At 66.3% G+C, this 13,105-nt stretch carries 16 protein-coding genes; 2 read left to right on the top strand and 14 right to left on the bottom strand.

The window, feature by feature from the left end; genetic code table 11:
- Positions 1–205: 205 nt before the first annotated feature.
- The 12 genes from AC5RUJ_RS04795 to AC5RUJ_RS04740 form a co-directional block, all read right to left on the bottom strand.
- Positions 206–490, bottom strand: coding sequence for an HU family DNA-binding protein (locus tag AC5RUJ_RS04795; RefSeq protein WP_136785733.1), 285 nt, complete (start codon positions 488–490; stop codon positions 206–208).
- Positions 491–907: 417 nt separating this feature from the next.
- Positions 908–1,213 carry a 30S ribosomal protein S14 gene (gene rpsN, locus AC5RUJ_RS04790; RefSeq protein WP_127512988.1) on the bottom strand — a complete coding sequence of 102 codons (306 nt, stop codon included), beginning with the start codon at positions 1,211–1,213 and terminating at the stop codon, positions 908–910.
- 2 nt (positions 1,214–1,215) lie between these two features.
- On the bottom strand, positions 1,216–1,383 hold the full coding sequence (gene rpmG / locus AC5RUJ_RS04785) for a 50S ribosomal protein L33 (RefSeq protein ID WP_127512989.1): 168 nt from the start codon (positions 1,381–1,383) through the stop codon (positions 1,216–1,218).
- Positions 1,383–1,619 carry a 50S ribosomal protein L28 gene (gene rpmB / locus AC5RUJ_RS04780; RefSeq protein ID WP_136785732.1) on the bottom strand — a complete coding sequence of 79 codons (237 nt, stop codon included), beginning with the start codon at positions 1,617–1,619 and terminating at the stop codon, positions 1,383–1,385. The genes rpmG and rpmB overlap by 1 nt, the downstream gene beginning before the upstream one ends.
- 412 nt (positions 1,620–2,031) lie before the next feature.
- Positions 2,032–2,523 carry a MarR family winged helix-turn-helix transcriptional regulator gene (locus AC5RUJ_RS04775; protein WP_494012910.1) on the bottom strand — a complete coding sequence of 164 codons (492 nt, stop codon included), beginning with the start codon at positions 2,521–2,523 and terminating at the stop codon, positions 2,032–2,034.
- A 79-nt stretch (positions 2,524–2,602) separates the two neighbouring features.
- The gene (locus tag AC5RUJ_RS04770) at positions 2,603–3,382 is read right to left on the bottom strand and encodes an SGNH/GDSL hydrolase family protein (RefSeq protein ID WP_494000730.1); all 780 of its coding nucleotides are present in this window, start codon (positions 3,380–3,382) and stop codon (positions 2,603–2,605) included.
- A gap of 48 nt (positions 3,383–3,430) precedes the next feature.
- The gene (locus tag AC5RUJ_RS04765) at positions 3,431–3,769 is read right to left on the bottom strand and encodes a YnfA family protein (RefSeq protein WP_494000731.1); all 339 of its coding nucleotides are present in this window, start codon (positions 3,767–3,769) and stop codon (positions 3,431–3,433) included.
- A gap of 40 nt (positions 3,770–3,809) precedes the next feature.
- Positions 3,810–5,165: a transaminase gene (locus AC5RUJ_RS04760; protein WP_494000732.1), complete on the bottom strand. Its 1,356-nt coding sequence runs from the start codon at positions 5,163–5,165 to the stop codon at positions 3,810–3,812.
- A gap of 30 nt (positions 5,166–5,195) precedes the next feature.
- A complete protein-coding gene (locus AC5RUJ_RS04755) occupies positions 5,196–5,993 on the bottom strand; it encodes an ABC transporter permease (RefSeq protein ID WP_494128512.1) in 798 nt (265 codons plus the stop codon).
- An 11-nt stretch (positions 5,994–6,004) separates the two neighbouring features.
- Positions 6,005–6,940: an ABC transporter permease gene (locus tag AC5RUJ_RS04750; protein WP_494000734.1), complete on the bottom strand. Its 936-nt coding sequence runs from the start codon at positions 6,938–6,940 to the stop codon at positions 6,005–6,007.
- Positions 6,940–8,103 (bottom strand): ABC transporter ATP-binding protein, encoded by a 1,164-nt coding sequence (locus AC5RUJ_RS04745; RefSeq protein ID WP_494128511.1) that lies wholly within the window; start codon positions 8,101–8,103, stop codon positions 6,940–6,942. The genes AC5RUJ_RS04750 and AC5RUJ_RS04745 overlap by 1 nt, the downstream gene beginning before the upstream one ends.
- Positions 8,103–9,272 carry an ABC transporter substrate-binding protein gene (locus AC5RUJ_RS04740; RefSeq protein ID WP_494155636.1) on the bottom strand — a complete coding sequence of 390 codons (1,170 nt, stop codon included), beginning with the start codon at positions 9,270–9,272 and terminating at the stop codon, positions 8,103–8,105. The genes AC5RUJ_RS04745 and AC5RUJ_RS04740 overlap by 1 nt, the downstream gene beginning before the upstream one ends.
- Before the next feature lie 425 nt (positions 9,273–9,697).
- On the opposite strand from AC5RUJ_RS04740, the gene AC5RUJ_RS04735 reads away from it, so the two are divergent.
- Positions 9,698–10,192 carry an Lrp/AsnC family transcriptional regulator gene (locus tag AC5RUJ_RS04735; RefSeq protein WP_494000737.1) on the top strand — a complete coding sequence of 165 codons (495 nt, stop codon included), beginning with the start codon at positions 9,698–9,700 and terminating at the stop codon, positions 10,190–10,192.
- 74 nt (positions 10,193–10,266) lie between these two features.
- Positions 10,267–11,655, top strand: a complete 1,389-nt coding sequence (locus AC5RUJ_RS04730) for an aspartate aminotransferase family protein (protein ID WP_494001304.1) — start codon at positions 10,267–10,269, stop codon at positions 11,653–11,655.
- 76 nt (positions 11,656–11,731) lie between these two features.
- Here the strand turns inward: AC5RUJ_RS04730 and AC5RUJ_RS04725 are convergent, their stop codons facing one another.
- Complete coding sequence (locus tag AC5RUJ_RS04725) at positions 11,732–12,283, bottom strand: hypothetical protein (RefSeq protein ID WP_494022323.1); 552 nt, start codon at positions 12,281–12,283, stop codon at positions 11,732–11,734.
- A 141-nt stretch (positions 12,284–12,424) separates the two neighbouring features.
- Positions 12,425–13,105 (bottom strand): siderophore-interacting protein (locus AC5RUJ_RS04720; protein ID WP_494155635.1); only part of this gene is annotated, 681 nt, incomplete at its 5' end.

Here is a 13,105-nt window from a genome sequence, read left to right as displayed (position 1 = left end):
GGAGGTGGCCACGGCAGCGCCGAGCCAGCCGCGCAGCAGCCGCGCTTCCCGCTGGACCATGCCGAGTCCTCCGTCCCGATACTTCCGGGCGTGCCTGTGGCGCACGCCCCGCCCGGCTATTTTACCGCCGGTAGAAGTTAAGGCGTTAAAGAGCAGGACCGCCACCGGTTGCCGGTGACGGTCCTGCGGAAGCCTGGTGGGAAAACTACTTCTTGGCGACAGCAGCCTTCAGCTTGGAACCAGCGGTCAGCTTCACGCTGTGGCCGGCCGGAATCTGGATGGATTCGCCGGTCTGCGGGTTGCGGCCGGTGCGGGCCGCGCGGTCGGTGCGCTCGACGGCGAGCCAGCCCGGGATGGTGATCTTCTCGCCCTTGGCGACGGAGGTCGCGAAGATGTCGAACACGGCGTCCAGGACACCGTTCACTGCGGTCTGGCTGGTGCCGGCCTTCTCTGCAACAGCTGCAACAAGTTCACTGCGATTGATAGCCAATTTTTGTCCTCCTGGACTGCTTCGGTTTGGTCAGAGCCTCCGCAGGCTGCGGAAAAGCTACTGAGCGAAAACTTACCAGCTTGGCCGCCCCGATCCGGCAAAATCCGCGGAATCTGGCGGAATTTTTAGCGAAATACCCCGATTTCGGGCCGATTCAGCCCCGCGGGGTCCGCTTTTTGCGCCGAGAGCATATGATGGGCCGTTTCCGCGCGCCGCGGCTGCCCCGGTTTCGTGTGGCACGGCTGGCGCGACACGATCACCGCTTCAGCGTGGGAGCTACGGCGATGGACTGTTCCAGCGGTCGATCACGGCCCTCGTTCTCCCCGCTGCCTGCCGGAGCGCTCCGGGCATGGCAAAGGCGGCGGCCCTGCTGGACCGCCGCCTTGATGCAGCTTCACCGGGAAGCCGGCCGGATTTCTACCAGCTGGACTTCTTGATGCCCGGCAGTTCGCCGTTGTGCGCCATGGTACGGAAACGCACGCGCGAGATTCCGAACTTCTGGAGCGTGCCGCGGGGGCGGCCATCGATCTGGTCGCGGTTGCGGACGCGGACCGGGGACGCGTTGCGGGGCAGCTTCTGCAGGCCCAGGCGGGCCTCTTCGCGGGCCTCGTCGGTCGCGTTGGCGTCGACCAGGGTCTTCTTCAGCTCGGCACGCTTCGCGGCGTAACGCTCGACAACGACCTTGCGCTGCTCGTTGCGAGCAATCTTGGACTTCTTGGCCATGTTTAGCGCTCCTCTCGGAATTCGACGTGCTTGCGGATGACCGGGTCGTACTTCTTCAGGACAATGCGGTCCGGGTCGTTACGACGGTTCTTCCGGGTCACGTAGGTGAAGCCGGTGCCGGCGGTGGACTTCAGCTTGATGATGGGACGTACGTCCTTGTCCTTGGCCATTAAAGCTTCACACCCTTCGCGAGGAGCTCGGCGACGACAGCGTCGATGCCGCGGACGTCAATGGTCTTGATGCCGCGGGCCGAAACCTGCAGCGTCACGTTGCGGCGCAGGGATGGAACCCAGTAGCGCTTCTTCTGAATGTTCGGATCGAACCGGCGCTTGTTGCGGCGGTGCGAGTGCGAAATGCTGTGGCCAAAGCCGGGCTCGGCTCCGGTCACCTGGCAGTGTGCTGCCATGATCTCTCCTCCAGTTGTAGTAAATATTGACGGACTTGACGCAGAAACGTAAGTAAAGCGCCTGCGAATCTGCGTGTAAGAGCGCCCGCCACCAGTTGTGACACCGTTATTACTGCGACTTTCCGGAGGTGAACCTGGCGGGGTGAGATCCAGCCGAAGTGCCTCGCCGCGGGGAAGACGGTGAAGTCAGGTGCAATAAGCCGCTTGCCTCCCGGGGGAGGCGCGGCCTATCCGCGACCCTCAATTCTAGGTAAACACGGACGCCACACAACGTTGCCATCCCCCCGCCTGGGCAAGGGGGTGCCAAGTTGCGTGACTTAACGCCTTTCCATCTTAGGGGCAGCGGCGGTTTGGATCAAACCAACGGCCGGTCCCCGACGGCGACAGCGAACCGCGGCTCCGGGAGCAAGGCTCAGCTGTTCAGCCGCGGTTCGCGCAGCACCCAGCTGTTGGGCTCCAACTGCTGCACGATTTTCTTGCCGATGCGTTCCAGGTCCTGCACATCCCGGCGGTCCAGTCCGTCGAAAACCGCCTGCCGCACGGTTTCGACGTGCCCCGGCGCAAGGGCCACGATCGCGTCCATCCCCGCATCCGTGAGCAACGCCATGGTCACCCGAGCGTCATCGGCGCACTGCGCCCGGGTCACCCAGCCGCGGCCCTGAAGCTTCTTGACCACGTGCGAGAGCCGGGACAGCGAAGAATAGGTGCGGGAGGCCAGCTCGCTCATGGGCAGCGACCGGTCCGGAGCCTCGGACAACATGGCCAGCACGTTGTAGTCGAAGAGCGTCAGCTTGCCCTCCCGGTACAGCGGGGCGTCGAGGTTGCCCGGCAACAGGGTGGACACCGCCAGCAAGGCCAGCCAGGCCTGGCGTTCTTCGGGGTCGAGCCAGCGTGCAGAAGTCATGCCTCTATTCTGCCATAAAACTTGAGGCTTCAACTGTTAGGGCCGGCGGGCCGGCACTTCCGCTTCTGCCCGTACGGCACTAGACCCGTCCGGTGGTGTGGAGCCCCGTGAGTTGCGGGTACTTCGCGGTGAGCGAGTCCCCCGAGGACGTGCCGCGCAGCCGGCGTCCCATCCACGGGCCCAGGTGCTCCCGGGCCCACCGGACATTGGCGGCCATCGCGCGCCGGCGGGTCAGCGCCGCCAAGTCCGGCAGCGCCGGCAGGTCGATGATGTCCTCGGCCTGCAGCACTTCCAACACCTTCTTGGCCATCAGCGTGTGCCCGGCCGTGGACATGTGCAGGCGGTCGTCGTCCCAGTAACGCCAGTCGCGGAACTCGCGCATCCGCCAGTAGTCAACGATTTTCGCCCCGTGCAGGTCGGCGATCTCGCGCACCCACTCGTTGTAGATGGCGGTGCGGCCGCGGGTCTTGCTGAAGACCGCCGAGGCCACCGTGTCAAAGCCGGTGAACAGCACGACGTCGGCACCGGTGGCGGCCAGCTTGGCCACGCCGGCTTCGTACCCTGCCATCAGCGCGTCGATGTCCACCCGCGGGCGCAGGAGATCGTTGCCGCCGGCATAGAGGGTGACCAGGGTCGGTTGGAGCGCTACGGCGGCGTCGATCTGGTCGTTCAGTACCTGGGTGATCTTTTTGCCGCGGATGGCAAGGTTGGCATAGCCCCAGCCGGCATCGGCGAGCATCAGCTGCTCGGCTACCCGGTCGGCCCAGCCGCGTACACCATTGGGCAGGCTGGGATCCTTGTCTCCCACCCCCTCGGTGAACGAATCCCCCAAGGCCACAAAACGCTGCGCGAAAGTCACCGGACCAGATTAACAAAGAAACCGTTCCGGCAGCGGCCCGGCGCGGCGCTACGCGACGCTGCGCGGTGCGTACATGATGACGGCGACCCCGGCGAGCGCGAGGCCGGCGCCGATGAAATCCCAGCGGTCCGGCTGGAAACCGTCCAGCAGCATGCCCCAGGCCAGTGATCCGGCGATGAACACTCCGCCGTACGCGGCCAGCACCCGGCCGAAGTTCGCATCCGGCTGCTGGGCGGCGATGAAACCGTACAGGCCCAGGGCCATCACTCCCAAGCCGGCGAACCACCAGTCCCGGCCTTCGCGCACCGCCTGCCAGACCAGCCAGGCGCCGCCGATCTCCGCGACGGCGGCGAGGACAAACAGGATGGCGGATTTGGCGATCGTCATCCATCCAGTATCCCAAGCCGACGGCTCGGCGCCCGCCGCCTCAGCCGCCGGTCAGTTCCCGGACGGCTTCTTCGAAGACCTCGTGGTGCCGTTCGACGTCGGCGCTGGTGGTTTGCGGGCACATCAGGGCCATGTTGTGGAACGGGGTGAGCAGGATGCCGCGGTTGGCCAGGTATAGGTGCAGGAAGTCCTCCAACCCGCCGTCGTGGCTGGCCGCCGACTCCGTGCCGTTGCGGGGCGCCGGGTTGGCGAAGCGGTATTCGGCCCGCGCACCCAACCGGGACACCGACCACGGCAGCGAATACGTATCGATCACCCGCTGCACGCCGGTGGCGAACTCCGTGGCACGCGCGGTCATCGCGGCGAAGGCCTGGTCCGTCAGCACGTGTTCGAGCGTGGCCCGCATGGCCGCGACGGACAGCGGGTTTCCGGCCAGGGTGCCGCCCACGCCGCCCATGTCCACCAGGTCCAAATCGGCCCGGCCCAGTGCCCGTTCGGCCAGTTCCGCGCTGAGCCCGTAGGCGCCGCAGGGGATGCCGCCGCCGATGGATTTGCCGATCACCACCACGTCCGGCTCGAGCCCCCACGCCGCGGTCGCCCCGCCGGGGCCGGCGGAGAAGGTGTGCGTCTCGTCGATAATCAGCAGCGTGCCGTGCCGGCGGGTCAGTTCCCGCACGCCGTCCAGGTAGCCCGGCTCCGGCAGCACGATGCCGATGTTGGTCAGTGCCGGTTCCATCAGCACAGCTGCCACGTCTCCGTAGGCCAGCTGGCGCTCCAGGGCGGCAAGATCGTTGAACTCGGCGACCCTGCTGGTCTCCGTAACGTCCACCGGTGCCCCGACATTGCCCGGGCGGTTCATGCCCTCGCCGTCGGGTCCGGCCACGATCAGCGATTCGTCCACCGACCCGTGGTAGCAGTACGGGTTGAACAGGATCTTGCTCCGGCCGGTCAGGGCCCGGACCAGCCGGATGGCCCACCGGTTGGCATCGGTGGCGGTGAGCGAGAAGCTCCAGCGCTCCACGCCGAACCGGCGGGCCAGCTCCGCCCCCACCCACTCGGCGTCCGCGGTGGGCAGCATGGTGGCTAGTCCCCCGTCGTCGGCGGCACGCCGGATCATCGCCTCGACGGTGGGCTGCGGGGAGTGGCCGGCCATCGCGCCGGTGTCGCCCAGCGCGAAGTCCACGTATTCGAGTCCGTCCACGTCCCACACCCGGCAGCCGCGGGCCCGGGCGAGGTAGAGGGGGAAGCTGCCCGCCCTCTTGTTCATCCATGTCATCGGGACTTTCCCGAAGAGGTGGGACGCGCCGTCGTACAGTGCCTTGGACTGGGGATGCTTGGCCTCGAAGTCCTGCAGTTCGCGCGCGAACAGCACCGCCAGCCGGTTCCGGTCGATCATGAAGGGCTCCTAGTCAGCGGGTCGGGCGGGTCAGCGTGCCGCCAGCATCTTGGCGCGGCGGTGTGCGAGGATCTGCCCGCCGATCACGATCAGCAGCGCGATGATGAACATCGCCGAGCCGATCACGTTCGCCTGGGCGGGGATGCCGCGGGTGGCGGCCACGTAGATGAACTTCGGGAAGGTATCCACGTTGCCGGAGTTGAAGTTGGTGATGATGAAGTCGTCAAAGCTGATCGCGAAGCTCAGCAGGGCCGCCGCCACGATCCCCGGCAGCAGCAGCGGGAAGGTGACCCGCCAGAACGCCTGCATCGGGGAGGCATAGAGGTCGGCCGCCGCCTCCTCCAGCTTCGGGTCGAGGCTGGCGACCCGGGCCTTCACGGTGACCACGACGAAGGAAATGCAGAAGACGGTGTGGGCGATGATGATGGTGCCCTTGCCCAGCTCCGCGCCCACGTTCAGAAACTGCGCCAGCAACGAGGCGCCGAGGACTACTTCCGGGGTGGCCAGCGGAAGGAATATCAGCATGTTGGCGGTGGAATTGAACCGGAACCGGTAGCGGACCAGCCCGATGGCGATGGCCGTGCCCAGGAGGACGGCGATCACCGTGGCAACCGCGCCTATTTGGAGGCTGTTGCCCAGCGCCTGGCAGACTGCCGGGGCGCCGCACGGGTTGGTCCAGTTGTCCCACGTGAAGGCGCGCCAGGTGAGGTTGGTGCGCCCGGCGTCGTTGAAGGAGAACACGAAGACGTAGGCGATGGGGACCAGCAGGAAGACGAACGCCAGGCCGCCGAACACAGGGACCAGCCAGCGGCCCAAGGAGTTTTTCACGTCAGAGCCCCCTACAGCAGTTCTTTGGTGCCGAAACGGCGCACGTAGATGAAGACCAGGGCGAGGATGGCCAGCATCAGCACAAAGGACAGTGCCGAAGCGCCCGGATAGTCGACGATGCGGAAGAACCGGGAGTCGACGACCTGGCCGATCATGGTCGTGTTCTGGTTGTTGCCCAGCAGGGAGGCGTTGATGTAGTCCCCGGCAGCCGGAATGAAGGTCAGCAGCGTTCCGGCCATCACCCCGGGCATCGACAGCGGCAGCGTGACGGTCCTGAAGGTGGTGAAACCGTTCGCGTAGAGGTCGTTGCCGGCCTCGATCAGCCGGGTGTCCAGCCGCTCGAGGTTCGCGTAGATGGGCAGGGTCATGAAGGGCAGGAAGTTATAGGTCAGGCCGCAGACCACGGCGAAGGCGGTGGCCGTGAGCCGCCCGTCCTCCGGAAGCAAGGCGAACGCCCTGAGCACGGAGACCACCGGGCCCTCGTCGGCGAGGATCTGTTTCCAGGCCTGCGTGCGCAGGATGAAGCTGGTGAAGAACGGCGCGATGATCAGCACCAGCAGGATGCCTCGCAGCAGGCCGCGCCCGCGCAGCCTGACCGCGATCAGGTAGGCCATGGGATAGCCGATCAGCAGCGCCGCGGCGGTGGCGACCAGCGCGAACCCGAAGGAACGCAGCAACTCCGGCCAGTAGCTGCCCAGCACCCGCACGTAGTTGTTGAACTCCAGCGCCGGCACGAACTGGCCGATGTCGGCCCCCGGCGGCTTCGTGTAGAGCGAGGTCGCGAGCAGCGAGAACACCGGGAGCACAAAGAACAGCAGCAGGAAGAAGAAGCCGGGCAGGATCAGCCAATAGCCCATCCGCCCCCGGCGGCGTTCCTCCTTAAGCTCGCCGCTGCCGCGTCCCTGATCCGGCGCCGATGACGTGTCTGCGGTGGCCAGCGCACTCATCAGACACCGTCCTCGGGCGCCCCGTACTGCGGTTCCTCGTCGCCGTCGAGGCCGAAGGCGTGTTCCGTGTCCCAGCTGAGCACGACGGCGTCGCCCGGCTGGGCCAGCTGCTGGCCGTGGTTTTGGCTGAAGACGCCCACCGTGCCGATCCCGGCAACCTCTACCAGGTACTCGGTACTGACCCCGGTGAACGAGGTGTCGAGCACGGTGCCGCGCAGGACGTTGGCGGCTTCGGCCGGCCCATCGTCCGGCCACATCATCTTCAGCTTCTCCGGACGGATCCCGATCAGCGCCTTGCCCCGGTGCACGGTCGCGCGCTCCTTCAGCACGGCCAGCCGGTTGCCGTTGGCATTGACGACGACGGCGTCGCCCCGGTCCTCGATGATCTCCCCGGCGACCAGGTTGGATTTGCCCAGGAAGTTGGCCACGAACACGGTGCGCGGCAGTTCATACAGCTCGCGGGGAGCACCCATCTGCTCCACCTTGCCGGCGTTCATGACGGCCACGGTGTCCGCCATGGTCATGGCTTCTTCCTGGTCGTGGGTGACGTGGACAAAGGTCAGTCCGACCTCGGTCTGGATCTTCTTCAGTTCCACCTGCATTTGCCGGCGCAGCTTCATGTCCAGCGCGCCCAGCGGTTCGTCCAGCAACAGCACCGCCGGCTGGTTGACGATGGCCCGCGCCAGCGCCACGCGCTGCTGCTGACCGCCGGAGAGCTGGGCCGGCCGCCGTGCGCCCAGGTGCGACAGCTCCACTAGCGCCAGTGCCTTCTTCGCCTGCTCCTGGGCGTCGCGGACCTTGCGCCGGCGCAGCCCGAACGCCACGTTGTCCAGCACGCTCATGTGCGGAAACAGGGCGTAGTTCTGGAACACGGTGTTGACCGGCCGCTGGTGCGGGCTGGCCTTGCTGATGTCCTTGCCGCCGATGCTGATGCTGCCGGACGTGGGCTGTTCCAGCCCGGCTACCATCCGCAGGGTGGTGGTCTTGCCGCAGCCGGAGGGGCCGAGCAGGGCAAAGAACTGGCCCGCCGGAATGGTCAGGTCCAGGTCATCGACGGCCACGAAATCGCCGAACCGCTTGGTCACGGACGACAGCACCAGATCCGCGCCGCTGTCTTCGCCGACTGCGTGGGCGTGCTCTGTCCTCAGTGGTGCCTGGGTCATCAGTTGCCGATCGCCTGCTGGAAACGGTTGCCGAAGTCGGTTTCCTCGTCGGCCTCCAGGCTGCGGAAGACCTTGACCTTGGCCAGGTCTTCGTCCGTCGGGAAGATCAGCGGGTTGTCGACCAGTTCCGGGTCGATCTTCTCCATGGCTTCCTTGGCTCCCTGCACCGGGCAGATGTAGTTCACGTAGGCCGCTACGGTCGCCGCGTTTTCCGGATCGTAGTAGAAGTCCATCAGCGTTTCCGCGTTCTTCTTGTGCGGCGAGCCGATGGGCACCAGCAGGTTGTCCGACCACAGGGTTCCGCCGGCCTCGGGGAGCGCGAATTGCCACTTGTCGCCCTCCTCGAAGTTCAGCTGCGTGATGTCACCGGACCAGCAGATCACCGCCAGCGCGTCGCCGGAGATCAGGTCTTCCTTGTAGGAGTTGCCCTTGACCTGACGGATCTGGCCGTCGGCGATCTGCTTTTGCAGGACCTCCAGGGCGGCGTCGTATTCGCTCGTGCCCCAGTCACCGGAAATGTCCACGCCGTTGTCCAGCATGAGCAGGCCCATGGTGTCGCGCATCTCGTCGAGCACTTCCACGCGTCCCTTGAGCTCGGGCTTCCACAAATCGGATACCGTCCGCAGCCCGCCCGGGACCGCTTCCTTGTTCCAGGCAATGCCCGCGTATCCGGACTGCCAGGTCAGGGAGTTCTTCCGGTCCGGGTCGAAGTCCACGTTCTTCAGGGTCTCCAACAGGTTGGCCGCGTTCGGGATGTTCGCGTGGTCCAGTTCCTGGGTGTAGCCGAGCCGGATCAGTCGTGCCGCCATCCAGTCGGTGAGCGTGATGATGTCCTGTCCAATGTCCTGCCCGGCGGCGAGCTGGCCCTGGACCTTTCCGAAGTACGTGTCGTTTCCGTCGATATCCTCGGAATAGTTGGCCTGGATCCCGGTTTTCTTGGTGAAGGCCTCCAGCGACGGGTAGGTCTGGCTGGAGTCGTCGTAGTCCAGGTACAGGGTCCAGTTGGCCCAGTTGACTTCCTTTTCCTGGTCCGACAGGTCTTCCGCCGGGGACAGGGCACCGGCCGAGCCGGTGTTCGACGAGCCGCCCGTGCCGCCCGTTCCACACGCCGCGAGCAGGCCGGCCAAAGTCAGTCCGCCGGCGCCCATCAGGACGTTCCGGCGGGACATTTGCGCAGCGATCAGGCGTCGCAGGCGTGGGTCTTCAGGTAGTCGTTTCGGCATCTGGTGCTCCTGTTGACGGATCGGGCCTCGCTGGTGCGTCGATACTTGCAGACCGCGGAGACCCCGACAATAGTTTCAGTTGTAAATTTTTGGTTACACGACGAAATCCGAAGCATGCCCCGCTGCCTGCACGTGGATTGTCCCCTCCCTAAGGGCGCACCCGCGAAGTATGCACCCGGCGGACGGAAGGGCCGCACGTGAAAGCTGAAGTGAGCTGCTTCACAAACAGATAGTAGCCTCTAGTTCTGCGTATATCGATAGCCTCCGCCGCGAATCTTTTCGGATTCAGCACTTGCGCTCTCATCAGACAACGGATTCAATAGTCAGCAATCCCTGCCGGTGGCGGGTATTCGCTTAGGAGGTGGATACGCTTGACCTTGCTGCCCAGTGCCGGCCACGGCCTCATCGGCAACGGCCACAGCCCTGCGGTGGACGAGGTCTCCAAGGCCATCATCGAGCAACTGCAGGAGGACGGCCGGCGCTCCTACGCCGCCATCGGCAAGGCGGTCGGGCTCTCCGAAGCGGCCGTCAGGCAGCGGGTGCAGAAGCTGATCGACTCCGGCGTCGTGCAGATCGTCGCGGTCACCGATCCGCTGCAACTGGGCTTTGCCCGGCAGGCCATGCTGGGCATCAAGACCGCTGCCGACCTGCTGGAAGTGTCGGACAAGATCGCCGAACTGGACCAGGTGCACTACTGCCTGGTCACCGCGGGCTCGTTCGACATTCTGGCCGAAATCATCTGCGAAAACGACCAGGATTTGTTGCGGCTGGTCAACCGGATCCGCGGCATTCCCGGTGTCCTGAGCACCGAAACATTCATGTATCTCTCCCTGCGCAAGCAGGAATACAACTGGGGAACCCGATGACACAGACATCAGCATCGCCAAGCACCAGCATCCCGGGCCAAGGCACACCCGCCGGCACCACGACCGACGCCCCGATGCGCCGGACCTACACCACTCCGATGGGAACGGACCGCCAGCAGGCGGCCCGCGACCACCTGTGGATGCACATGGCCCGACACTCACCGCTGGTTGCCGGCGGCAACGTACCGGTGATTACCCGCGGCGAGGGCCACCTCATCTACGACGACCAGGGCCGCGAATACATCGACGGCCTGGCCGGGCTCTTCGTGGTCCAGGTGGGCCACGGCCGCGAGGAACTTGCGCAGGCGGCCGCCCGCCAGGCCAAGGAACTGGCCTTCATGCCGCTGTGGTCCTATGCCCACCCGGCGGCCATTGAGCTGGCCGAACGCCTGGCCCACCACGCCCCGGGCGACCTGAACCGGGTCTTCTTCACAACCGGCGGTGGCGAAGCCGTGGAATCTGCGTGGAAGCTGGCCAAGCAGTACTTCAAGCTGAAGGGCAAGCCCAACAAGACCAAGGTGATCTCCCGCGCCGTCGCCTATCACGGCACCCCGCAGGGAGCGCTTTCGATCACCGGCATCCCGGACATGAAGGCACCCTTCGAACCGCTGGTGCCCGGCGCGTTCCGCGTCCCCAACACGAACCAGTACCGCGCCCCTGCGGGCCTGGAAGATCCGAAGGCCTTCGGCCGCTGGGCCGCGGACCGGATCGGGGAAGCCATCGAGTTCGAAGGCCCGGACACCGTGGCCGCGGTGTTCCTGGAACCCGTGCAGAATTCCGGCGGCTGTTTCCCGCCGCCGCCCGGGTACTTCGAGCGGGTGAGGGAAATCTGCGACGAGTACGACGTTCTGCTGGTTTCCGACGAGGTCATCTGCGCGTTCGGCCGGATCGGTTCCATGTTCGCCTCCACCGACTTCGACTACGTGCCGGACATGATCACCTGCGCCAAGGGCATGACCAGCGGCTACTCGCCGATCGGCGCGATGATCGCCTCGGACCGCCTGTTCGAACCGTTCAAGCATGGCGACACGACGTTCTACCACGGCTACACCTTCGGCGGGCACCCGGTCTCGGCCGCCGTTGCCATGGCCAACCTGGACATCTTCGAACGCGAAGGCCTAAACAACCACGTCAAGGAGAACGCCCCGGCCTTCCGCAAGACGCTGGAAAAGCTGCTGGACCTGCCGATCGTCGGCGATGTCCGCGGCGAGGGCTATTTCTACGGGATCGAACTTGTCAAGGACAAGGCCACCAAGGAGACGTTCAACGACGAAGAGTCGGAGCACCTGCTGCGCGGCTATCTGTCCAACGCGCTGTTCGACGCCGGCTTGTACTGCCGGGCGGACGACCGTGGAGACCCCGTAGTCCAGCTCGCTCCGCCGCTGACCATCGGACAGCGCGAATTCGACCAGATCGAGCAGATCCTGCGCTCCGTCCTTACGGAGGGCATGAACCACCTCTGACCGGCAGCAGGAATCCCGGGGAGGGCTCTTTCCCGGAAACGGTGAGGGCGGTGGGTGGCGGGGCCACCCACCGCCCTCATTCGGCTTCGCCGCGGACCTGCCGCAGCCACTGACGCCGCGCGGCCAGGCAAGGCTCGATGTCGGCCACGCTTTCCAGCGCCACCGCCTGCGCCTCGAGCCCGGCCGCCTCGATGATGATGCCGTAACGCCCACGCTCGGCACCGGCCCACCACTTGCCGCCGTCCTGCCAGAGCGCGAATTCCACCCGTTCACCGTCGACGGCGATGCCCACCATGCGCGGTTCCTGGCGGTCCAACTCGTCCAGCTGCCGCAGGTAGGCGTCCTTGTCCTCCACCACGGCGCGGGCGCCCAGCCGCATGGTTCGAATGCTCTGGTTTACCTCGTGGGCCGTGGTCAGGACCTGCGCATACGGCGAACCAAGCCCCGGGTCGCCATGCAGCAGCCCGTGCGGGCCGCCGTCGAAAATCCATTCGCCGACCATGACGCCGCCGTCCCACCCGCGCAGGCCGAAACACGGCAACTCCGGAAAAGTCTCCCGAATGCGCTGCTCCCCTTCGGCCACGATGGCCCAAAATCCGTCCTGGTCCCGCTGTCCCTCAACGCCCATGGAGCAAGTATGGCAGCGGCCTGCCCGGTTTCGCCCGAAAATTCTAGCCGCGGATTCAGCGGACCCGGCGGGCCCGTGCACCACGCCCGTGTCCCCGGCCGGCGATGCCGCCGCCACGAGGGACAGGCGGGTGCCGGCGCCCTACAGTTCGGCTTTGCCGGCCCGCCAGTAGCCCATGAACGCCACCTGTTTGCGGTCCACTCCCACGTCCCGGACCAGGTAACGGCGCAGCCCGCGGATGACCGCCGCCTCCCCCGCAATCCAGGCGTAGAACGGCCGGGTGGAACCGGCGGTGGTTTCCCACAGGATCACCTGGTCAATGTCCACTTCTTCGGGATCCTCCCCCGTCGCCGGCGTCAGGCCTGCTCCGGGCACAACGACGGCGGCGCGCACCGCTTCGTCCAGCAGTTCGCCGTGCGGGCGGCCGCCCCGCGCCAGCCAGGAGATCTGCACGTCCGCCGCAGACCGGATGTCCTGGAAGTCCGCCGGGTCGGGGACCTCGAGCACGGCGTGGCCCGTCATGTGCTTCGGGAGGCTCTCCAGGATGGACGCGATGGCGGGAACGGCGGTTTCGTCGCCGGCGAGCAGCACGTGCGAAGCCAGCCCGGGCCGCCACTCAATGCCGCCGTAGCTCTTCGCCGTCGCGCAGTTGGCCGCCGCGGCGTTCGGGCCGATGATGGTGACCTCGTCGCCGGGGACGGCGGCGGCCGCCCAGCACGACGCCGGACCGCCGTTTCCGTCGGCGTCGAAATGCAGCACGAAGTCCACGTCCAGTTCGGGCCCCCGCCCGCCTTCCGCCGGCCGGAAGGCGCGGACGGTGGA

It is taken from the genome of Arthrobacter sp. Y3223164 (assembly GCF_059091005.1).
This window is presented reverse-complemented; position numbering and strand designations above follow the sequence as displayed.